This window comes from Schaedlerella arabinosiphila, assembly GCF_003885045.1.
GTDB classification, from domain to species: domain Bacteria; phylum Bacillota; class Clostridia; order Lachnospirales; family Lachnospiraceae; genus Schaedlerella; species Schaedlerella arabinosiphila.
In genome coordinates this window covers 4568110-4592406 of sequence record NZ_RHJS01000002.1, presented here as the reverse complement: position 1 = coordinate 4592406, position 24297 = coordinate 4568110, and the positions used below count along the sequence as shown (strand labels likewise).

Sequence of the window (24297 nt, the reverse complement as noted above, 5' to 3'; positions counted from 1 at the left end):
AAATATGGAAAAATATCAAAAACTAAAAAGATTCATACAAAAAAGTGAAGTTATAATATTTGGAGCCGGGAACATGGGAAAATCGGCATATTATTTTTGTAAGAAATTAGGTATAGAACCATTATTTTTTTTGGACAATGCCCCAGGGAAAGCAGGAACATTATTTCAAGGGAAACAGGTGTATCTTCCAGACAAGGAGATGATAAAAAGTATAGATAGTATTTTTATAGTGGCGAATCAATATCCGGATGAAATAAAATTACAGTTGCTGTCAATGGGGATTTTACCCGAGAAAATATATTTATTTAATGAAATTCTGCAGAGTATATGTCATGCTACGAAAGTGAAAAGGGAACAAGTGATATATTATCCTGTTTTTGATAATGATTATGAACTTACAAACCATTATTATAGGGCCTGCTGGTATTTGCCAAAGGAAAATAATTCATTAGAAAGTGTTTATTTATATGCTGAGGACTGTAACTTATTAAGCAAACCGGATTACATGGGAAGCAGTAATGTTTCTACAAAACATATTGTGATAGAGAAAGATGTAAAAGATTATAAAGAGAACTTAGAAAAATCTAAAGTTATATTAGTATGGAGGAACATTTCGGATGAGGAAAGGCTAGAACTGGAGTTAAAGGGAGGTATAGTGGTTGATGTAGACACTGAGAACGATGAGGCAAAGGAATACGGACGATATTGTAGTTTGATTTGGCAATTTTTTAAAACAGAACAAGAAAAAAAAGATATTATAGAAAAAAGTTATAGAAAATTTTGCGATGCAGCAAAGCAGATAAAAGCGAGAAATTTACATGTGGGCTGTGTTTTTGGAACGGGACCTTCTTTGGAAAGTTCCTATGAATATGATTTTTCGGATTGTCTGTGTATTGTATGTAATTCTATCGTTCAGAATAAGAAATTGCTAAATCATATTAACCCTTTTTTTGTTACGGCAGGAGATGTCGTGTCGCATTTAGGTGTATGCCTTTATGCTGAAAAATTCAGAAAAGATTTATTAAACTATATGACGGACAGTCAAGTGTATTTTTTAACGACAGCATCGTTTGGGTATCTTTTGATCGAACAATGTCCAGCAATTGAAAAGAAAATAATTCTTGTTGAACAGCAATTAGATACACAAAATTATAATTTGTTAGACCAGTTTGCACTTCCAAAGTTAGACAGCACTTTGAATATTCATATGCTGCCTATCGTACATACGTTTTGCGATAAGATATATATTAATGGTTGTGATGGAAAACGGCCAGACGTTAATAACGAGGATTTTTGGGCTCATGCTGAAACAGCACAATATTTAAAATTGGTAGATACAGGACATAGATGTCACCCTACATTTGATCGAAATAGACAAAAAAGTACGTATTCCAGATATCAAGATTCAACACTGACGTCAATACAGTGTGGTGAAAAGGAACATGGAAAGACATATTATACTTTAAAACAATCCTACATAGACGCACTGAAAGATAAAAAAATGGTTGATAGTGGGATTGGGCCTTTCAACAAAAAAGAACAACTTGTGCTTAGTAAGCTGTAGATAGCGAAAATTTAAGGATAGCCTAAAAGACTGGCTAAGATATAAAAATAAAGTATTATGGGATTATAGGGGAATATACAGATGAATACCTATGGAGTTATTTTGGCAGGAGGAGGAGGTACACGTTTCTGGCCGCTGTCGAGACAAAAAACACCGAAGCAACTTTTAAACCTGTCAGGGAAAGAACTTATGGTTAATGAGGCTGTTGAGCGTATGTCTACAGTTATTGGAAAGAGCAATATTTTTATAGTTACGGCTGAATCTCAAGCCTCTTCAATGATTAGAGCAACTCAAGGCAAAGTATTTCCAAGGAATATTCTGGCGGAACCGGCGGCAAGAAATACAACTGCGTGTATCGGATATTCCGCGATGGAAATAGTCCGTAAATACGGCGATGGGGTGATGATCATAACTCCTGCTGACCATTATATCGAGGATGTTCCTGCATTGACAGAGATTCTTAAAGCAGCAATCCTCACAGCAGAGAATTACGATAAATTAGTGACAATTGGGATTAAGCCGACGTTCCCATCAATAGGTTTTGGTTATATTAAATATGAGACAAGTGCAGAAAGCGATGTAAAGCCAGTTGTAGAGTTCAAGGAAAAGCCAGATGAAGAGACGGCAAAGAGATACGTGGGGTCAGGAGAATATGTCTGGAATAGTGGCATATTCATCTGGAAGGCAAGTTTAGTCCTGAATAAACTGAAAGAATATGTGCCGGATATTTATGAGGATTTTAAAACTATAGGTGATTCGATGAACACGCCGAATGAACAGGAAGTCCTCCACAAGGTTTATCCGAATATTAGGAAAATCAGTATTGATTATGCAGTTATGGAGCCGAGTGCGGCAAAAGGTGATGTCCTTGTTATCATCCCCAGTGACTGCGGCTGGAATGATGTAGGTTCTTGGGACATGATGGAAACTCTCCATGCCCCAGATGAGGATGGCAATATCATTTTTGGAGATGGGGTTGCTGTTGATACGAAAGATACTGTGATTTATTCATCTTCCCGAACAGTTACCGCTGTGGATGTAGAAAATTTAATTATCGTAGAAACCCCTGATGCCATTATGGTTTGTAGAAAAGATAAGGCTCAGGGAGTGAAAAAGATTGTTGACGCTTTGAATGATGCGGGGAGAAAAGAATTGTTATGAAATGTCTCGTTCTTGCAGGAGGCAGAGGTGAACGATTGTGGCCGCTTTCCAGAAAAAACTTCCCGAAGCAGTTCATAAAGGTACAAAAAAATCACTCCATTTTTCAAGAGACAATTGCGAGAAATATTGTGTACTGTGATGAATTCATCATTGTTACTAACTATGAGTATCGCTCGATTATTGCTAATCAGATGGAGGTGTTTCAGGGGGTACTTTATCGATGTGTTTATGAAGAACAGCCAAGGAATACAACTGCTGCAATTGTTTTATCCTGTCTTAGTTTACAGCCATCTGAATATGTGTTTGTTGTTGCTGCAGACCACTTGATCGATGTAGCAGACTGTAATGGTCTAAGCTATAAAACTTCGATTTTGAAAGCGAAAGAATATGCTACAGAAGGCAGAATCGTTCTGTTTGGTAAAAGAGCCGAAGAGATTGTTGATCGTTTTGGATATATAACGGCGGATCAATTTTATGAGAAACCTGGCAGGAGAATTATTAAGGAACTGAGTCTAAGAACTGATGTATTTCAGAATCTTGGAATGATGCTTTTCCAGAATGGTGTTTTCCTTCATGAACTGAATCGCATTGAGCCTATGCTCTATGATCAAAGTAAAATTGCGTATGGAAAGCGTAAAGCGGTGTTGGATGGAGTGTTGTATCAAGCAAAGGTACAAGAACTGCTTACGCCGATATCTATTGAAAAGTCAGTAATAGAAAAAACCGATAAGCTTTATAGTATTGAGATTGGGTTTGGATGGAATGATGTCGGAAGTCTGGAAGATCTCAGCAAGACAGGGTATCAGTCTGACGGCATAGCCATCCAGAACGAAAGTGCAAATACAGTTCTTCTAAATCTGTCACCGCGGCAAGCAGTTGTTGTAAATGATTTGGATAACATTCTTGTGGTTAACACATCTGATGCTGTGTATATTGGCCGAAGAGGTAAGTCTCATCTGCTGAAGCAGATAATTCATGATAATCCTGAAATAGGAGCATTCACAGATGAGGGAACAACATTCTATCGTTCTTGGGGTTACTATGAACAGTTAATCGAAGAAAAAAATTATAGAATAAGAAAAGTGTTTCTGCTTCCAGGGAAGACAATATATGAACACAGGCATGAGGAACGCAAAGAGAATTGGACAGTAGTTCAAGGAACAGTGCTGATCACATTGGATGGCGAGAGTAAAACCTATTATTCATCAGATAACATCGACATACCGCCTGGTATAGCACATAGGATTTCTAATGTTGGTGAGCAGTTGGCTATGTTCATTGAAACTGCAGTTGGTAACGTGCTTCATGGAGGAGATACTCTTTCGAATAGTTTCGGGAACGTTACAGAGACGGATTTAGGATTGCAACTCGATTCAATGATCAAACTTTCGCCAGCCTTTAAGGATTACCTCTGGGGTGGCACAAAGCTTCGGGACGTTTATGGCAAACTTTGCGATTTTGATGTGATTGCAGAGAGCTGGGAACTATCGGCGCATCCCGCCGGGAATAGTGTAGTTGTATCAGGTCGCCATAAGGGATTAAGTTTCAGCAAATATCTGGAGATAGTCGGGAAGCAGGTGCTAGGTTGGAAATGCGCAGCATTGCAAGCATTCCCGCTATTAATAAAGTTTATAGATGCTAAACATAATCTATCCGTTCAAGTTCATCCAAATGATGATTATGCTCTTGAAAATGAAAATGAGTATGGAAAGAACGAGATGTGGTATGTCATTGATTCTGAACCGGGATCTGGTCTGTATGTGGGATTTAATAGAGATGTCACAAAGAATGAAGTAAAAAAGAGGATAGCCGACAATACAATTATGGATATTCTCAACTTCTGTCCAACAAAACCCGGCGATGTGTTTTTTATCCCTGCAGGAACAGTTCATGCCATAGGAGCGGGTAATTTGATTTGTGAGATACAACAGAGCAGTAATTGTACCTATCGTCTATATGACTATGGACGTTGCGATAAGTTTTGCAATCCACGAGAGTTGCATTTACAGAAAGCGCTTGATGTTTTGAACTACAAAGCGTATGAACCGATTGAGTTAGAAGAAACAGATGGAAAAATCAGATGTAAATACTTTGAAGTCAGCATCGTTGATGTGTATGAAGAGAAAAAAATTCATCTGACGGATGATAGTTTCTATTCTGTGACATGCATTAAAGGTGAGGGAAAGATACAAATAGATGAAGATGTGATTATTTCGGAAGGAGATACGTTCTTTATCCCGGCAACAGATAACACAATGGTTATAAAAGGGAAATGCTCCCTTATAATATCAAGAGTATAAAAGGAGAAAATATAGTGAAAAAAGCATTGATTACAGGCATTTCTGGACAGGACGGTTCTTACCTTGCAGAATTTCTGTTAGAGAAAGGCTATGAAGTGCATGGGATTGTAAGAAGGGCGTCTGTCTCTACTACTACACGTATTGATCATATCCTCAATAAACTGATTATTCACGAGGGTGATCTTTCGGACTCTTCCAGCATAATCCGTATCGTTCTCCAAGTTAAGCCAGATGAAATCTATAATCTTGCTGCTCAGAGCCATGTTCAAGTTTCATTTGATGCAGCAGAATATACAAGCGACGTGAATGCTTTGGGTGTATTGAGGATTCTTGAAGCTGTTCATACGGCCGGATTAGACAAAAAGACAAGAGTGTATCAAGCTAGCACAAGCGAGTTGTACGGAAAAGTGGAAGAGGCTCCTCAGAATGAGAATACGCCGTTCCATCCTTACTCACCTTATGCGGTTGCCAAACAGTATGGCTATTGGATGATTAAGGAATACCGTGAAGCCTACGGCATTTTTGCTTGCAACGGCATTCTTTTCAATCACGAGTCAGAGCGTCGTGGAGATAACTTCGTAACTCGAAAGATAACTCTTGCTGCTGGCCGCATCGCCTGCGGTCTTCAGGAGCAACTTGAACTTGGCAATCTTGACTCTCTCCGTGATTGGGGTTATGCCAAAGACTATGTGGAATGCATGTGGCTGATTCTTCAACAGGATGAGCCAGATGATTATGTTATTGCTACTGGTGTGCAGCATACTGTTCGTGAATTTACTACTCTTGCTTTTAAGAATGATGGTATAGAGTTGGAGTGGCGTGGTAAAGGCATTGATGAGAAGGGGTATGACAAGAAGACGGGCAAGATGCTTGTTTGTGTTAATCCGAAATGGTATCGGCCGACCGACGTTGTAAATCTCTGGGGTGATCCTACAAAAGCAAAGACAAAGCTCGGATGGGATCCACAGAAGACATCATATGAGAAACTATGCAGAATCATGGCTGAACATGATCTTCAGCTGGCAAAGAAAGAGGCGGGTGTAGGATGAAAGTATTAATCACTGGGAGTTCTGGCTTTATTGGATCTCATCTGACTGCTGAATTTGAAGCAAACAGATATGAGGTTATCCGTTGTGATCTAGACTCTTCTGATGGAACAACGTTAATGGACATCATGAATCTAGAAATGATTCAAAGTGTGCTTGAGGAGCGCAAGCCAGATGTTATAGTCAATATGGCAGGGCAGGCAGATGTTGGGCTGTCATGGAAAAAACCACAATTTACAGTCCAGTTGAATACGATTGGGCTTATGAATATCCTTGAAGCTGTGAAAAACGTTCGTTCAAAAATTAGAGTTATAGCAGTTGGCTCTTCTGATGAATACGGCTGTTTGGAAGAGCGGGGAGCAAATGTCACAGAGGATATGCTTGTAAAGCCTATCACGCCATATGCTATTTCCAAACTGGCACAGGAGTTGTTTGCTCAGCTTTATGTGCGTTCTTATGGTATGGATATATGTATGATTCGTCTCTTTAACCTTGGTGGATTTGGACAGACTAAAGGCTATTTGATTTCAGATTTTGCATCTGGCGTTGCAGAGGTAGAAGCAGGAAAAAAAGAATATTTGTCAGTTGGCAATCTAGAATCTGCTCGTGACTTTACTCATGTAAAGGATGCTTGCAGAGCAGTCAGGCTGATTGCGGAAAAAGGCTGTGCCGGAGAGATTTACAATATCTGTTCCGGTACGACATACAAGGCTCAGGAGATACTCGACAAGCTGATTGATATGGCAAAAGTAAAAATAGATGTTAAGCAGGATTCGGAAAGGATGAGGCTGTGCGATACACCTGTGGTTTGCGGTAATCATGATAAGTTGACTGCTCATACAGGGTGGATGCCTAAATTAGGATTGGAGCAGATATTGGCAGATGCTCTAAATTATTGGAGAGATAAGATATGGTGTGGGAGTAGGTGTGTGGATTAATATTGTGAGGGAAAGTAAAGTATTGGAACGCTTTTTCTGGAGGTTAATTTTGGCATGAGAGAGTTATATGAAGCATTTCTAAATAGGGTTAAGGAAGAAAAATCGGTAAAAATATTTGGAGCCGGAAAATTTGCAAAGACTTTGTGCTATTTATTTGATAAAAACTATATTATAGTAGATTCTTTTGTAGTGACGGATACGGAAGTAAACCCTCATGAACTCCTGCATAGACCGGTGATAGGATTGGACAGTCTTAAGCCACAGGAATTATCTGGTATTGTTGTGGGGGTTGAAAAAAAAGAAGATATGAAGAATACAACGAACTTTTTGCTTTCCAGACAGGTAAAAAATATTATTATGGTATCACCAAGTATTGTAAATGATATTTACTGTAACTTTGTGATTGATCAAGACTCTGTGGAAAATTTATGTGACGCGTTAGACAAAAGAAAGGATATTATAGTTTATATCAATGACATAGAAGGAGAAATGATTGCGCGATATCTGAGTGAAAATGGAGTTGAAATAGAGTCAATATGTACAGATAGGGAAGTGTTGGACTTGGAAGTAGATATTCCTGTTATAAACTATAAACAGATAACAAGCAAAAGTACCGAGAGCACAATTGTATTGACTATGAATAGTACTTTTCGGCAAAGAAAATTTATTACAAAACTTCGTAATAGTGGGTTTGAAAATATTATTTTGATACCCGATAAGCTATTGAAACAAATGAAGTCCGAAGACAAGAAATTAATGTGGGAAAGGATCGGAGCAGGATTTCACTTTGTAGACAATGCAAATATCGAGAAGAATTTTTATGCAGTTCAAAAGGAACAGGAACAAAAAATATATCGTTGGAGAATTCCTATATGGGATAAAAAACTTTGCAGGAAAGAGTCATTGGAAGTGATTCGAAGTGGTAAAATGGTAGAGGATTATGAAAAGCAGTTTCCCGGCTTTGCTTATTTGCCTTATAGAGAGGTTGCTTTACGTGAAATTCAAAATAAGGATATAAATATTGAAGTATATCTGGTAAAGTGCCATAAAGATAAGAAGTCAGAATTGGCTCCTCTGCCAGATTGGATCATACCGATACAGGCCGGAAAAGCACTTACGGATGTGCAGATTGCGTCGGTTCGAGATGATGAAGGAGAAAATATATCAAGGAAGAATGGAGACTACTCTGAGGGAACGGCAATATACTGGATATGGAAAAACACAAGCGGCCAGGATTATATAGGTTTGTTTCATTACAGGCGTCAGATGGCATTAGGAAAGGACAGCTTAAAGAAGTTAGAGGAATATGATATTTTTTTGACGTTGCCGACATATATACCGAAAGGCATAAAAGAAACTTTCTGCGAACGTTTTGTATTAGAGTATGACTGGGATTTAATGATGCATTATATAAAGGAATATGATTCATCTTATTACGAAACTGCGCTGAAATATGAAAAAGAAAAATGCTATTTTTCTTGTAATATATTTATTATGCGAAGAAAATATTTTGATGAGATGTGTTCGTTTATTTTTGGGGTATTAGAAAAGGTAGACAGCTATTACAGAAATATCTCAATGGTGCGAAAGGATCGCTATTTGGGCTTTCTTGTTGAGAATCTTTTATCAATATATGTGATGCATAATTCAGGCAGGCTGAAAGCAGCATATACAGATATGAAATTTTACTATCCTTTAGAAGAGGAGTAGCATATTTATATATTGATAAAAATAACAGTAGATATGTAGAAGACCCTGACGGAGAAAAGAGATGTATAGTTTCGACATATTTGACACTTTAATTACCAGAACCACAGCAAATCCATGGGGGATTTTTGCGCTTATAAAAGACAGGCTGCGTATAGAAAATGAAAGGAATCAATTAGAAGAATATGTGATTGATAATTTCTTTGAATTGAGAATCCACAGTGAAGAACTTAGCCGTAAAGCAGGCTCTTTCCAGAAAAAAGAAGAGGTAACGCTTTATGATATTTATACAGCGATGGCTGTCTGCGGCTGCCTAGATGAGGATCAGATAAAGTATTTATGTGAATTGGAAACAGAAACAGAAATTGCTAATGTAGTAGGAATAGAGGAAAATATCCAGAGGCTAAAGCGGCTTCTGGAACAGGGGGAGAGGGTAATCCTTGTTTCAGATATGTATCTGCCAACAGATACGATACGTAGGATGCTGCTGCAGACGGATGAAGTATTCCGTGAGATTCCCATTTATGTCTCTTCAGAGTATGGCGTGCGTAAAACTACAGGAAATTTATACCGTAAGGTGCAAGAGATAGAGCGGGTTGATTATGGGGAGTGGACTCATATTGGGGATAATCTCCATCAGGATATAGAAATCCCTTATTGGATGGGGATGAAAGTGGAATTATATTCAAAAGTGGAACTGACAGGGTTTGAAAAAGGGATTTTGGAAACATACGGGGATGACAGCGGGCTTCAATTGATGGTTGGAACGGCATTGAGAAGCGGTTGCAGAACTCGTGTTTCTGCAAACAGGGCTGATCAAGCTGATTCATTCCGCATTGGATGCAGATATGCAGGTCCGGTCCTGTATAGTTATGCAGAATGGATTGTAGGACAAGCTGTAAAAAAGAAGTTTAAAAGGTTATATTTTATCGCAAGGGATGGATATCTGGTTAAAGAAATAGTTGATATAATTTTAAAGGAAAAAGGACTGGATATTACGACAAAATATATTTACGGTTCGAGGAAGGCATGGCGTATGCCGTCACTGACAGAAGAACATTATAATTTATATCAATTGATTTTGTGGTCACATGTTTATAGGATTACGTCGTTAAGTGAACTATCCTATGTTTTGCATGTCCCATTACAAGAGTTATATGATTTCCTTCCAGGACTATATGCAAAAAGGAAAAAAGATTCCTGTATTTCAAGTCAGGAATTGGAGTATATTACAAGAAGGTTATCTAAAGATGATGATTTTAGGAAGTATCATTTAAAGCATCTGTCTGAAGAGAGGAAGTTGGCGCAGCAATATTTGGCGCAGGAGGTGGATGTAGCCGATGACGCGTTTGCATTTGTTGATGTGTCAGGAGGCGGATTGACGCAGGGATGTCTTTGGCAGTTGCTTAAAGAGATCTATCCAAAACCAATCCATACTTTTTTCTTTAAGATTGACAGGGTAAACCTGATAGAAAATTCTATAACAGATACATTTATGCCTGGATTTTTGGACAATAACCTTACAATAGAGATGATGTGCCGGGCGCCCCATGGACAGACAAGAGGCTATTTACGCAAAGGGGATAATATTGTGCCGGATTTGGAAACAACAGAGAATAAAGCATTGATCGAGTATGGCTTTTATGAATATGAAAAAGGAATATTGGACTTGGCAGACGAGATGTGCAAGGTATCAGAAACATGCGGCATAAATATTGGCTCCATGCGCAATGTCTTATTGTACCTGCGCCATATCGCACAGGAACCCTCGAAAGATGTTTTGGAATATTTCGCCTCCATGCCCAGCAGTGAATCAGGGCGAGGGGAGGAGGTTGTGGAATATGCGCCTAGGCTTACCCAACAGGAGATTAAGGAAATCTTCCTCCGCAGGACAAACGAACCGATTGAGTTTTTCTATAAAGGAACCGACTTAAATTATTCAGTCCTGAGGGCGACAGAGGAGGAACGGGCTTTGATCGAACGCTGCAAGAGGGAACATGGCTCTGTAGTTGGCAGGATATATCGGCAGGACCGGGAACAGCATCAGGAGGAATTGGTCAAGCGCTACGGAAGGGCTGCATTTTATCCGCTCCGTCTGCTGGAGGAAAAGATTGTGCTTTATGGGGCCGGGAAATTCGGACAGGACCTTTACCGTAGGCTGAAAGACGATACGGAACATGAGGTCGTGCTGTGGGTAGACCAAAATGCGGAAGCCTATAGACAGAAAGGGCTTTTGGAGGTTTCTGACATATCCCAAATAGATGTTGGATCTGATGAGCAGATTGTGATTGCGGTGATGGATGAAAACGTAGCGGATGGGATTCGGAGGGATTTAGAACACATGGGGATTTGTGGAAAACGGATCACATGGGTCAGGCCATATACATATCCGAATCCGCTGGCAATATGGAAATCCGAGGGGATAGGGTGAAGATGTGTATTGGGTTATGTATTTCGTAAAAATGATGAGATATTTACGCTTTAAAATAGATATTGATGACTACATACTTCAGGGGTATTTATAAGTAAAATATAATTGAGGAGAATGCTTATGCACAAATCATCATTTTTAAGAATGGAATGTCTGATAAAACAATATGAGCCATTTTTTATCAAAAAAGATAAGAAAGTAAACGTCCTAGATATAGGAAGCTATGATATGAATGGGACATACAGAGAAATATTTGATGAATCCAGATATAGTTATACTGGTTTGGACATGGCAGCAGGGTCGAATGTTGATATCGTGCCGAGAGATATTTATCATTGGGAGGAGATTCCGGATGAAACATTTGATTTGGTCATTTCAGGGCAGGCATTTGAACATATTGAATATCCATGGCTTACAATCAGAGAAATTGCGAGGGTGTTAAGTCCCTCGGGATTTTGTGTGATTATAGCACCAAATGCGGGGATAGAACATAAAACCCCGAAAGATTGCTATCGTTATTTCTCTGATGGTCTTGCTGCTTTAGCAAAGTGGGCACAGTTGAAAGTACACCATACGTCGGTGGGGGGAGTGCCCGAAATGGAAAATTATAGGGAATGGATGGACGATTGGAATGACGGATGTCTGGTTGCCCAGAAAGAGCCAGCACAATCCATCGTAATTGGAAATCCATTTATAGACGAATGCCGTGTTCCTACATATGGATATTTTGACACATATCGGATTTGGGAAATAGCAGTTCGTAGGGCTTGTAAAAAGTTTGATGATAAAAGGCCTTTTGCATTGTTTGGTGCCGGTTGGATTGGTGACATAGTATTAGATATTCTAGGAAAAGAAAATGTAAAATTTTTTATTGATAATTCAGCAGACAAGATTGGAAAAATGCACAGAGGAAAAAGAATTATTACATTACATGAATATTTAACACGTTTTGGACAATACAACTGCCTTGTTACAGCGTCATATAATGCAACTCTTGCGATAAAAAAACAGATAGAAGATAAAGGGGCAAAATGTGAGACTTTGTATCTGGAGGAATAGGTGTATGCAAAGGTTCAATGATGCAATAGAAGAGATTTTTAAAAATTATTATAAGAGTAATGATAATATGAAAGCGGTTCTGGAAAAAAGCAGAAAAAGGCAGGCCGTGATATTTGGGGCTGGGGAACTGGGGCACAGGATGTATCATATTTTAAAGGAGTATGGTATATCAGTAAAATGTTTTTGCGATAACCTGGTCAGTGGGAGAACAGATAGCCGTACAGGAATGGAAATTACAGGTTTGCAGGAACTAAAAGAAGATATAGAGTTGTTTTTTGTGCTGATTGCAGTTTATGATAACGCAGGTTATGCTTCTGTTTATCAACAATTGCTGGATTTTGGTTTTGAAAGCAGTGAACTGATTAATGTAAAAGTGATCGTAGAAAGGCTTCCTGTATCATTCTTGGAAATAAATGTTGAACAATATAGAAAAGTATACGGTTTTCTGGAAGATGATTTTTCAAAACAGGTGTATCTGGATCGGATTAAAAAGGCATATTTGTATAGCGGAATCTCCCAGAATGTAAGCTGTGGGCAGGAAGAATATTTTGACGGGAAAGTTATATTAACGGACGAAGAAGTTTTTGTGGATTGTGGCGGATTTAACGGTGATACGGCGTTGAAGTTTATTGACAGGACAAATGGCAGATATAAAAAAATAATTATTTTTGAACCTGAAATATCGAAAGAGAATTTAATTAGGGAACGTATGAAAGATTATAAGTATGATTTTTATCCATACGGTGTATGGAGTCATGAAACGGTATTGAGATTTGATGCCAGCGGTGATCTTGCGTCCCATGTTTCTGAGACAGGAAATGCGGAGGTGAAGGCAAGGGCATTAGATGAGACAGTATTTGAGGATGCGCCTACATATATAAAAATGGATATAGAGGGTTCAGAGGCAGAAGCGTTAAGAGGGTGCAGAAAAATCATACAGAAATATAAACCAAAACTTGCAATCTGCATTTACCATAAACCAGAAGATTTGTTTGAGATTCCCATTTTGATTAAAGAAATGTGCAGGGAATATAAAATCGTGATCCGCCAGTATGCGGATTCTATATTTGAGACAGTATGTTATGCTATCTGAAAAAGCATATTGTTTCATAGAGAAGTAAGAAGCTTTAATACGGCCTTTTTGAAAGTCAGAAGGAATGCATTTCGATAGGTTGATGTATAGTCCTACCAAGATGCATTCCAGGGCTTAGATTAGCTGTTATGTAAGATTTTCGCGGATTATATGGGTGAGGATAGAATTTTCTGCATATTCTCCATTCAGATGCCAGTTGAGTTTTTGTAAAAACGAACCCTTACAGTATTTTTGAAATTGCTCTTCAGAATAAGGCTCATGCAGATGGCATCCTAAATTAGCGGCTGTGGCGTTGTTATATGGTATCTGTAGGAATTGTTCCAATACCCCGTCAACGATGTTCGTGCAAATGGATATAAAATAGTCTATTGTGAGATAATATTTTATTTTGTCGTATTTAGAAAAAAAGAACAAAAAGGCCTCCATTACAAACTGATATAAAGGACTTCCCTGGCGGGCGGCCAGAAACCAGGCGCACCAAATTGTTTTGGAACAAAATTGTGTTGCATTGAGCCGCCATGTATACAGAGGGAGTTCCCAGCACTGTTTGGGCAGGGATTCTAGGAGCAAAACAGTTGAATCCAGCCAAACACCTCCATATTTATATAGCAAACTTACTCGGATATAATCCGCCAGATAGGAGAGGCCGTTTTTTCCGTCTTTAAACCTGTCCAGAACGTAATCCGGTATGGTTATATAATCGGAATAATTATTTTGAGTGATGATGATATGTTGTATATCATTTGAAAGATGTTTCTTCTGGCTTTGCCAGCAGGCTTTGACGATGTCGGGCGCATGTTTCTCGCCCTGCCACCAGCATGTCCATACGATTTTATCAGAATATTGGGGATCAGGTGCGTTGAAGCCTGTGAGGTTATCAGGATAATGTTCTGCAAAGGGCTTGATGCTGTTATAAACATCGTTATAAATTGCGGGCAGAGGATTTGCGATTTCTGCATTACAATCTTCCAGATAAGCGGAAATTTTATCTTGCAGGACATCGTTTACGGTTAATAAGATACAATCTTGCCTGCTAAGAGTAGGCTTATTGCATTGTATTACGGGAATATTTTGTAAATGCCCGGGGGTTCTGGATGAATCTGTTACCAATATATCTGTGATATTTGGTATTATGCCACAGGAATTTAAAGCGGATAAAAAATTGACGGTCTGGCTGCCAGCACCGTATAAATGAATTTTTTTTTGTGAAGAGAAAAGTTCTTTTAATTCATCGATAGTATGAATAATATACATATTGTTCCTCCGGCTGATAGTTTATAGTATGGATAAACAATAGCATATCTAACAGTAGGAAACAATAGTTAAATGTAAAAAGATTTCGTTCGGATAGAGAAGTATTCATAGAGTTATTTATAAAAAATATAATAATTGCCTGCTGAAGAAGCCGCGTCTATGGCTTTCCCTTTTCTGTTTTAATATAACATATCTAACAGCGGGAGACAAGGAGAACATTAATGGTCAAAAAAGATATCATACTCTTTGGTACAGGAAAATATTTTGAAAATTACATGCTGTGTGAGGCTGGCGAACTGGGGAGGACGCCGCTGTTTGCCGTGGATAACGACCCTGCCAGGGCAGGCGGCGTCCGGCGCGGCGTAGAAGTGAAGTCTCCAGAGGTTTTGAGGGTAATGGACAAAGATACCTTTTATGTAGTGATCTGCGCCGCACAGAAAGAGCCGATTGAAAAACAGCTGGAGTCCATGGGGATTACGGACTATCATTACTACAGGACGGTTCCGGTAGAAGATGCCGCCGCGGAACAGGTAAATGAGAAAGAGAAAGGGGAATCCCCAAAGAATTCAAAACCCTACCGTATCGGCTATGTTCCCGGCGCGTTTGACCTGTTCCATGTGGGCCACCTGAACCTGCTGCGCCGCTCCAAATCCCGGTGTGAGTATTTGATCGCGGGGGTGCTCACAGATGAACTCTACGAGCATTTCAAAAAGAAAAAACCAGTAATCCCGTACGAACAGAGGGCGGCGATCGTGTCGGCGATCTCTTATGTCGACCGTGTAGTGCCGGTGGATTTTTCTAACACTTACAAGATTGATGCTTGGAAGAGATATCATTACGACTGCCACTTTTCCGGCAACGACCATGGGGCGGAATGGGCGCATGACTTGCAGCAGCTCCGTGAAGTGGGGGCGGACATGGAATTTTTTGAATATACGAAGGCGACTAGTTCATCAAATATTAAGGAAAAAATGAGCTGACAATTGAGGGGCTTGCCATCTGACAGGGGGAAAAAGAGGCGGATGTAAGGGAGTGGTACGACGGTTTCACGTTTGGATAAAAGAAACGACGTTGGGAGGGAAAACATGGCAGTACTGCATATCGATGAAGAACAATTAAACATACAGCGCCGTACGCAGATGGATCAGATAATCTTTAATTATCTGGACGCGCAGGCGAAAGACTACTATGATGAGGAGATTTCAGAGGAATATCGTTTTCCGGTATGGTATCAGCTGTCCAGCCTGAGGACTGGATTATTGAGTTGGTATCCTTTCCGGGAAGACGCACAATTGCTGGAGATTGGAGCAGGCTTCGGCGCGCTCACCGGGCTTCTGTGTGACAAATGTGCCGGGGTGACGGCAACAGAGCGTTCTGCCCATCGGGCGTCTGCGATCGCCAGACGGTGGAGCGCAAAAGAAAACCTGGATGTCTATGCAGGTGAATGGAGCGAGATTTCATTTGGCAGGAAGTTTGATTATATTGTGCTCACAGGAATCATGGAACGTGCATGCGGAGGATCCGGGGATCGAAATGACTATGCACAATATCTGAAAAAAGTATCCGGTCTCTTGAAAGAAGGGGGCTGTATTCTCCTGGCAGTGGACAACCGCTTGGGGCTCAAGTATTTCTGCGGAGCAAAGGAATCCCACGGCGGAAAGCCATTTGAAGGAATCTCCCATTATCCGCGGGGGACACGCGGATATTCATTCAGCCGGGAGGAACTGAAGGATATCGTGAAACGCGCAGGGCTTTCCCGGATGCAATTTTATTATCCTCTGCCTGATTATAAATTGCCGCAGCTGATCTATTCGGACGATTATCTGCCGGAACAGAACCTGAAAGAAAGGCTGATCACGTATTATTTGGATCATTATACTTTGGTCGCGTCCGAGCAGGAGTTGTATCGGGACGTGGTGGAGAACGGCGCGTTCCCATTTTTTGCAAATTCATTTTTGGCAGAATGCAGAAAGGAAGAAAGGGAGCGGCCGACAGATGGATTTATGGCCGGCAGGGAACGTTCGGCAATAGAAGCGCTTTCAACGGAACCATCAGACGCAGGCCGTGTGATCTATGCGGCAGTCTCCACAGACCGCGGAAAAGAGTGGGGATACGCAACGACGATCCGGAAAGACGGCATCGTAAGGAAAACGCCCCTGTTTCCGGGGGGGAAAGAAAATGTCGAGCGCTTATATGAAAATATCAAGGATCTGGAGCGGCGCCGGATTCCGGTGGTGGAGCATACGAAGCGGCCGGATGGAAGCCTGGAACTTCCTTTTGTGCCATGGCCTACGCTTTCCAATTATATCAAAGAGATCATCCGGGAGGATCAGGAGGAATTCCTGTCGCTGATAGAGAGGATCTATGCATATATTTTAAAGGCATCGGAAGAAGTTCCGGCAGGACAGAACGCATTATTATCCAGAATAAAAGACTCCGTAGATTTCGGCCCTATCCTGAAAAAAGCATACATGGAGTTGATACCTTTGAACTGCTTCTACAATCAGGACACAAAGGAATTCCTTTATTTTGATCAGGAGTTTGTGCGGGAAGATTATCCGGCCAAATACGTCCTGTTCCGTGCTATCCATTATATTTACTGCTTTACGCCGAATGCGGAGCAATACTATCCGAAGAAAAAGCTGATTGAAAAATACGGGATGGAGGAAACCTGGGACATATATATGCAGGAAGAACTGCGTTTCCTCGACGAGGTGCGTAACCATGGGAAATATCGGCAGTTCTACCGTTGGGCTGCAGTGGACAGGAACCAGATTCCGGAAAATATCAAACACCTGTGCTCGGAAGAGCAGGTGGTCGCGGATTACAAGATATCAGACAAGATGAAGAGAATCTGGAAAGTGCAGCTTGCCATGCTGGAGGCGGTAGACCAGATCTGTAAGGAGCACGGAATCACCTGGTTCATGGTTCATGGGAGCCTTTTGGGGGCTGTCCGCCATAAAGGCTTTATTCCATGGGACGACGACATTGATATTGCGATGCCAAGGAAGGACTACCAAAAATTTCTGAAATATGCCCGGAGGGAGCTGAAAGAACCTTTGTCGCTCCATACCCCAGAGACAGAAAAGGATATATTCTGGGGAGGGTACGCCCGTGTACGGAACAGCCAGACTACAGGGATTGAGATGAGAGAGCTGGAGCACAAGGGCAACCTGGGGATCTGGATCGATATCCTGCCTTTAGATGTGTGTACCATGGACGAGAAAAAGTTTGAGGAAAAGGAAAAGCTGATTCGTCACTGCCATCGTCTGATCTTAGCTAAGATTTATGGAAAAGACTATAAATCATATGGCGATATGGATCAATGGAAGTGGAGGAACTACCGGTTGCTCTCCCGACTTTATACCCATGAGCAGCTCTGCCGGATGCTGAACGGCGCAATGCGCCTGCATACGGACGAAGAGTCAAAAGATGTAGCGTTTTTTTCAGGATATTATAAACATAGAAGGCTCAATGCCGGGGATTTTCAGGAATCGGTGACGCTGGATTTTGAGAATCGCAGATTCCCCGCGCCGAAAGGGTACAAGAACTATCTGTTTATGACGCTGGGAAAGAATTATATGAAATACCCTCCAGAGGAGGAGCGTAAGCCGAAACATTTTGGAATCTTCAACCCGGACAGGCCTTATACGGACTACCAGCGGATGCTGACCCATATGCTGGATGACGTGGAGGGGAAGAAGATCATATTATTCGGCACAGGCATGATGTTTGAAGATTATATGGAAAAATGGGGCAAAAAGAACCCTCCTGATTTCCTCGTAGACAATGATAAGAACCGATGGGGGCGCAGGCGTTTGGGCATACCGGTCAAAGCGCCGGAGGAAATCCTGAAGATACCGGAGGAGAAACGGCGGCTGATCATCTGCAGTTTCTATTACAGAGAGATCCAGAAGCAACTCGAACAGATGGGAATCCGGGACTACCGGGTGTATATTCAGCGTATGGACTGGATACTGGAGACGGAAGAAAGAGGAGAGGAAGAGTAAATAAAAGTCACTTTCACTTAAGATTACCGGCGACACGGACATCAATGCTCCAGGTCGGCCCGTATGTTCCTGTTTTTGAGGAGCCAGTAGGTAGGGTAATTGTCCATTGCGGAGTCCAGATACATGTTTTCAATGGAAACTGCCGGCATATGTTTTTTCAGTTCATGGAAAGCAGCAAGGAAGCAGACCGAATCATGCGCCTTGCGCTGGTGAAACGCAGGAGCAGCGGGATGTCTGTTCTAAGTTTGCTGTTATAACAGGATAACTGAAACAAAGGGTAGCCAAAATAGTATTTTTCCAGGTCGCAGTCTCAGCCCCAGGTTGCATCAGGATCAGAGAAATGTACTGATCCGGCATCACTTAGCTATCCGCTTCAGGAAGTGAAAGTGAATCTTGCGGATGGGACTGAATATTCATGGACCAGCCTTAAGCATATGTCAGAAAATAGTGCCTATATTTGGGCGAGGGGAGAAGACATCACAGTGACTTTTAAGGATGGTGATGGAACTGAGGGAAGTATAGATTTAAGATTTTTTGAGGATCACGGATTGTGGCGTGCGGACGAAAAGGATCTTCCAAAGGGGGCTGTCGGGAAATAGATAGCCCCAGATCATTTCAATCTGCTATTGTATGCATCGCGTTCAAAATCCAGTCTGCACAATGCGACCAGGTGAAATGGCGGCTTACCTTTTCATACCCTCTTTTTATCATAGCTTCTGCGCGGTCGGCTTCACGCAGAAGCTCTTCGGCAATCTCCGGAAGCCGTTCTAAATGCTTCAAGTCATACAGTGCGATATCCTCGCCATCTGTAAAATTTTCTGTTATCCATCTGCTGGGATCGGTAAGGGGCAGTGAATGCTGAAGCAGAGCATTAAAAATCCGGTCATGTGTTCCGGCTTTAAACCATGGAAATACATTCAGGCTGATTCTGGCATCCGCCATATAAGCCAGCATTTCCGCGTAGGGAATCCGGTCATCGATCCTGTATCCGGCGGAGCTGTGATTCTCCCAGCCACAGCCCAGGAGGTGCAGTTCAAGACCTGCATCGGTAAGCGTCTTTATTACACGCTCTCTCTGGTACATGCGGATAGCCCATTCTATAGACTCAGAGCAGCCTAACAAAAGTTTCAGATTATTCTGGTCGATACCGACATTTAAATTCTCAATGTTATGTATAATAGCTTGTTCTATCGTAAAGCTGCTGTCATTTACAAGGCATTCAAAAACATTTAGATAAAAATGATAAGTATCCGTTCCTTTTCCAAACATCTCTTCTATATTAGTAAACATAGTCTCTGGGCGCTAGTACGTACCTGAGAATAAGATATCATATTTCTTTTCCCTATAAGGAATGTCTGGAATAGTTTTATTTGGTATGATTCCTACATGCGGCATAAAATCTACATGTGATACCGTCTGACTAAAATATTTTTTCACATATTCTACATGATCCAGGTCGCAGCAAAAAAGAAGGTAATTCTGCGGATGCTTTTCCAAGGATGGATGGAAACGAAGCGGAGGATCCATCAAAATATCGATAACAACCGTTTGGTAAAAATTCCTGATATCAATAAATATATCTTCACGGGTTCTCAGGCCGTCAAAACATATTGCTGCGTCCACCTTTTCTGCAATAAATGCAGAAAATTTCGCAAAAGAATGTAGATTTTCAGCAGGCGGATTTTTCAAATCCAGTATAAATGTTTTGTGCACGCGGGTAAGTAGCTCCCCTGCAAGCAGATTTGTAAAACAATTGAAAGATTCTACTTCTGAATAATAATACAATTCTCATGAATAGGTCTCCTTGTGCTTTTTTCCTATAACACAAGGGAATGAAAAAGCAGGAAAATAGGACGTATAACTTGTAACTCACAGTCTGATGTTGTAAAATATTATTTAAATGTGGTCTATACCATGGGATTTGAGAGACGATCCCTCAGGGCGTCCCACAATTCACGGCCCTGCGGGACGGGCGGATTTTGTCCGACAAAGTATACGGAGGAGGAGAGGTTGCATGTTTTGTAAATACTGCGGCAGAAAGTTACAGGAAGGAGAAGTGTGTTCGTGCAGGCAGCAGAACGGCCAGGCCCCGGGCCAGCCGTCTCTGATGCAGGCGCCGGACCAGACAGCACAAAAAGAAGAGGGCAGCAGGAGCATTCCCCCTGTACATGCCGCGCAGTCTGCGGCTGCATCTCCGGAGCAGCACAATGCTGGAAAGAAAGGACTGGCATATCTGTCCCTGGGCATCAGCATATTGTTGCTGCTCATTTATATACTGTTAAGAACAGTCCTGCGGGACCCGTTGACTGACAGCCTGCTGCTGGAGGAGATCTACCCATATCTGCTTTATGTGATCCCGGTATTTTTAGGGATCATTGCATTGCTGCTATCTGTTTTTTCCTTACAGGATAAAGGAATATGGACTATTTCCATTGCAGGGATTCTGTTCAGCGTTCTTTTTACAGCAGGCACGTTGGGATCCCTGTTTGTATTTCCATATGAGCCATATGCGATTCAGGCATCCAATGAGAGAGAAGAGGATCCGGAAGATGAGGACGAGGAGTATGAAGAGGAAAAGGAGGATATGGACAAAGAACAAGGCGAGGACGGCACGGACAATGACGAACAGGCATCAGACAGCCTGCTGTCAGTGATAAAGGCAGATTATAAGAAGAAAGAAATGGATTATGCGGAAGCCAAAAACGCTCTGGCGGATCTGGACGCGGAGGAACTAGAGGGGGAAGCGGCGGACGATATTCTGGAATTTCAGAGTACCATTGAAAAAGACCTGGGGGATAAGCTGGCAAAGTTCGCTTCTGATTCGGATTTCAAGCCGCTCATAGAAGAACTGACAGCATTGAAAAAAGCGGTTGACGGTGATGATGAGTTCCTGGAAGAACTGGTTGAAAAATATGATGCGGAGTATATTTTTTATCTGGATTCAGAGAGTGAGAAGCTGGTAAAAGCCGGGAAAAAGGATGAAGCAGTTAAACTGCTGGAGGAAAGCGAATCCCTGGTAAATGATAAAAATGCGGTTCTTGATCTGCTTCTGGAAGTGCAGAATACGGCGGGGAAGGACGAATATATCATACCGGACAGCAATAGCAGATACCTGTCTGACGCAGACTTAAGCGGCCTGAATATACAGCAGATCAATTACGCTAAAAATGAAATCTACGCGAGGCATGGAAGAAGGTTTCAGTCCGCAGAGCTGCAGACATATTTTAACAGCAAGTCATGGTATAACGGAACCGTGGATCCGGCGGCTTTTCGGGAAAGCATGCTGAACGATTTCGAGAAGAGAAATGTTGAACTGCTGAGTAAAAAAGAATTTTCAATGGAAAGCGGAGGCTATAAGCTGGATCAGTGATCAAAGAGTACAAAAGCAGTGCCAGCGAATTTATGAAAGATGCTGGAACTGCTCGCATTAAAATCAGCTTTGAAAATTGAACGCAAATGAGGAGGAAAAGGAAATGAGATGTACAAATTGTGGCTGTGAATTGCCGGAAGGAGCAAAATTCTGCTTTAGCTGCGGCGCAAAGCAGCCGGAAGTGACTGCTGCCCTGGAGCCACCAGCGAGTGAAACAAAGCCGGAGGAGCCAGCAGCAAATGAAACAGAACTGGAGGAGCCACCAGCGAATGAAACAGAACCGGAGGAGCCAGCAGTGAATGAAATAGAACCGGCGAAGCCGGATCAGGAGCCCGAAATACAAGCAGAGCTGGAACCGCAAAATACAACTCCGGAGGACACCCCTGCTGGGGATAAGTTCTGCCCTTACTGCGGAACGAAGAACGAAGCTGATGCAGTATTCTGCTTCTCCTGCGGGAAAAATATGGAGATGGAGATAATGCCGCCGGCTGTTTCGCCCATCCCTCCGGAAGCCATGCAAAGTGCCGCACCTAAAAAGAAGCTGACCGTAAAATGGCTGGCAGTAGCGGCTGTGATCGTAGTGGCGGCGGTAGTCGGCATAAAAGTGGCTTGCGGCCGCTCACGAGGAAGCAATGTGTATGTTGCGTATCTGAAGGATGGAAGAGTGTCGCAGGCAGATCTGGACCATTATAAAAGAGAACCTGTCGAATACAGCGGCAGATACGGAGGGGAAGGCATTTATGAGGGACGCGGCAATGCGGAAGCATGTTATTCGGAAGACGGGGCCTACATTTTCTATCCAACGAATGTGGAGTTCGGAGAGAACGGACAAGAATACACTCTGAATATGCAGAAGACAGGAAAAAGCGAAGGCGGGGTCAAGATCGACAGCTTTGTCTGCAGGTATACTGTTTTGAAGAATAACAAGGTGGTCTACATAAAATCCGGCAACAATACCTTATATCTGAATGATATCAAGGACAATAAGGAAAAGATCGCTTCGGATGTCCTGCAGTATTACATTGATGAAAAGGAAGACAATATTGTTTGGACAGAAAAAGCAGGCGCAGATAAGATCAGTGTGTACCAGCAGGAGCTGTCATTAAAAAAAGAAAAGAAAAAGCTGGCGGATGATGTCGGCATGGTTCTTGTTGGAAATGATCTCAGGCAGATCACAGTCATGGACGAGGATACGCTCTATCTGATTGAAGATTTTAAAGACAAGGAAAAGATCTCCTCCGGGGTACAGAGCGTGGTCTCCAATAATGACGAATGCGTTTACTATATAAAGGAAGCGGAAAATAAGCTGATGGCCTCAGACCTGGTAGAGGATGACTGTGCCAAGCAGGATCAGGAGATCACGGAGCCGGAGTATGAGGACTTCAAGATTGAAAAAGTAGAAAAAAACCGTTATTCCGGAAAATATGAAAAGACGGAAACCACGGATTATGACGCATACAATGAAGCATATGATAAATACCGGGCAAAGCTGAACAGGGATGATATGCGCAGTGAATTGGACGAGTATGAGATCAGCAACCAGACAAGAGAGCTGTACCGCTATAAGGATGGAAAAGAAGAACAGATGGATTCTGCTTTTGCGGATCTGTATTCTTTCAGCCAGACAGAAGCGTTGCTCTTTAATCATTATGATCTGGAAGACATCCCCAAGGTCAGATTGTCGGATCTGGAATATCTTGGCGATGTGGAAAGCCAGTATTATGAAAGTCTGGTAAAATCTGTGGAGACCTGTGTATGTACCGAAGGGGAAGTAGTGGTGCTGGATGAAGTACTGACGGAAGCATTAACGGTAGATGAGGACGGACAGAAAGGATATGGTCTGAAAGTAGAACGCAGTGAAGAGGATGAGGACAGCGGGGATAAAGGCAGAAAAACGCTGATGTCTTTTACGGTGGGAAGCAAAGCAGACGGAAAATGCGAAGTTGTCTCAGAGGATGTGGATCATATTGAAACAGTTCATGAGGGCAAGGTTTATTATATGTCAGATATGAAGGACAACTCTGGCGTCCTGTACTGCGATGAAGAGGAGATTGATTCCGATGTGCAGTCCTATACACTGGACTTTGTAGATGATACGGTCTTTTATGCGGTGGACTTCAGCAGCTCCAGACAATCCGCTACGCTGAAAAAATATGACGGAAAAAAGAGCGTGCTGATCGCAGATGATGTATATCAATATAAAGCATTTGAACCGGACAAGGCGGCACTGCTGACAGACTACAGCATGGAAGCATACAGAGGAAGCCTGGAATTTTATAGAGGAAAAGAAGAACTGATCGATCTGGACGAAGATGTGAGATACCTCTTCGGCAGTAGCAGGATTTCTTATTGATATCGGATTTG

At 41.8% G+C, this 24297-nt stretch carries 17 protein-coding genes; 14 read left to right on the top strand and 3 right to left on the bottom strand.

What is annotated here, in order from left to right; all coding sequences use genetic code 11:
• Positions 1-4 precede the first annotated feature (4 nt).
• From EBB54_RS21645 to EBB54_RS21605, 9 genes are all read left to right on the top strand, one after another.
• A complete protein-coding gene (locus EBB54_RS21645; RefSeq protein ID WP_125128944.1) occupies positions 5-1564 on the top strand; it encodes an LbetaH domain-containing protein in 1560 nt (519 codons plus the stop codon).
• 81 nt (positions 1565-1645) lie between these two features.
• Positions 1646-2725, top strand: coding sequence for a mannose-1-phosphate guanylyltransferase (locus EBB54_RS21640; RefSeq protein WP_125128943.1), 1080 nt, complete (start codon positions 1646-1648; stop codon positions 2723-2725).
• Positions 2722-5025: a mannose-6-phosphate isomerase, class I gene (gene manA / locus EBB54_RS21635; RefSeq protein WP_125128942.1), complete on the top strand. Its 2304-nt coding sequence runs from the start codon at positions 2722-2724 to the stop codon at positions 5023-5025. Before EBB54_RS21640 ends, manA begins: the two co-directional genes overlap by 4 nt.
• Positions 5026-5036: 11 nt before the next feature.
• Positions 5037-6074, top strand: coding sequence for a GDP-mannose 4,6-dehydratase (gene gmd / locus EBB54_RS21630; protein ID WP_334295302.1), 1038 nt, complete (start codon positions 5037-5039; stop codon positions 6072-6074).
• Complete coding sequence (locus tag EBB54_RS21625) at positions 6071-7009, top strand: GDP-mannose 4,6-dehydratase (protein ID WP_125128940.1); 939 nt, start codon at positions 6071-6073, stop codon at positions 7007-7009. Before gmd ends, EBB54_RS21625 begins: the two co-directional genes overlap by 4 nt.
• Before the next feature lie 54 nt (positions 7010-7063).
• Positions 7064-8719, top strand: a complete 1656-nt coding sequence (locus EBB54_RS21620; RefSeq protein ID WP_125128939.1) for a DUF4422 domain-containing protein — start codon at positions 7064-7066, stop codon at positions 8717-8719.
• Positions 8720-8780: 61 nt separating this feature from the next.
• The gene (locus EBB54_RS21615; RefSeq protein ID WP_125128938.1) at positions 8781-11147 is read left to right on the top strand and encodes an HAD family hydrolase; all 2367 of its coding nucleotides are present in this window, start codon (positions 8781-8783) and stop codon (positions 11145-11147) included.
• A 120-nt stretch (positions 11148-11267) separates the two neighbouring features.
• Entirely contained in the window at positions 11268-12206 is a 939-nt protein-coding gene (locus EBB54_RS21610; protein WP_125128937.1) for a class I SAM-dependent methyltransferase, read from the top strand.
• Positions 12207-12210: 4 nt separating this feature from the next.
• The gene (locus EBB54_RS21605; protein WP_125128936.1) at positions 12211-13299 is read left to right on the top strand and encodes an FkbM family methyltransferase; all 1089 of its coding nucleotides are present in this window, start codon (positions 12211-12213) and stop codon (positions 13297-13299) included.
• Positions 13300-13425: 126 nt separating this feature from the next.
• On the opposite strand, the gene EBB54_RS21600 is transcribed toward EBB54_RS21605, so the two are convergent.
• The gene (locus EBB54_RS21600; protein WP_125128935.1) at positions 13426-14553 is read right to left on the bottom strand and encodes a capsular polysaccharide synthesis protein; all 1128 of its coding nucleotides are present in this window, start codon (positions 14551-14553) and stop codon (positions 13426-13428) included.
• A 221-nt stretch (positions 14554-14774) separates the two neighbouring features.
• Between EBB54_RS21600 and EBB54_RS21595 the strand changes: the two genes are divergently transcribed.
• The 3 genes from EBB54_RS21595 to EBB54_RS21580 all read left to right on the top strand — a co-directional run bounded on the left by EBB54_RS21595 (position 14775) and on the right by EBB54_RS21580 (position 19162).
• Positions 14775-15533, top strand: coding sequence for an adenylyltransferase/cytidyltransferase family protein (locus tag EBB54_RS21595; protein WP_243127765.1), 759 nt, complete (start codon positions 14775-14777; stop codon positions 15531-15533).
• Between the two features lie 105 nt (positions 15534-15638).
• Positions 15639-18563, top strand: coding sequence for a LicD family protein (locus EBB54_RS21590; protein WP_125128934.1), 2925 nt, complete (start codon positions 15639-15641; stop codon positions 18561-18563).
• A 386-nt stretch (positions 18564-18949) separates the two neighbouring features.
• Positions 18950-19162 (top strand): hypothetical protein, encoded by a 213-nt coding sequence (locus tag EBB54_RS21580; RefSeq protein ID WP_125128933.1) that lies wholly within the window; start codon positions 18950-18952, stop codon positions 19160-19162.
• A gap of 16 nt (positions 19163-19178) precedes the next feature.
• Here EBB54_RS21580 and EBB54_RS31370 read toward each other — a convergent pair whose 3' ends face one another.
• On the bottom strand, positions 19179-19832 hold the full coding sequence (locus EBB54_RS31370) for a glycosyltransferase family protein (RefSeq protein WP_243127764.1): 654 nt from the start codon (positions 19830-19832) through the stop codon (positions 19179-19181).
• Between the two features lie 33 nt (positions 19833-19865).
• Complete coding sequence (locus EBB54_RS31365) at positions 19866-20348, bottom strand: hypothetical protein (protein ID WP_243127763.1); 483 nt, start codon at positions 20346-20348, stop codon at positions 19866-19868.
• Positions 20349-20577: 229 nt separating this feature from the next.
• Between EBB54_RS31365 and EBB54_RS31360 the strand changes: the two genes are divergently transcribed.
• Positions 20578-21933, top strand: a complete 1356-nt coding sequence (locus EBB54_RS31360; protein ID WP_243127762.1) for a YARHG domain-containing protein — start codon at positions 20578-20580, stop codon at positions 21931-21933.
• A 103-nt stretch (positions 21934-22036) separates the two neighbouring features.
• The gene (locus tag EBB54_RS21565) at positions 22037-24286 is read left to right on the top strand and encodes a zinc ribbon domain-containing protein (RefSeq protein WP_125128932.1); all 2250 of its coding nucleotides are present in this window, start codon (positions 22037-22039) and stop codon (positions 24284-24286) included.
• The last annotated feature ends 11 nt before the right edge of the window (positions 24287-24297 follow it).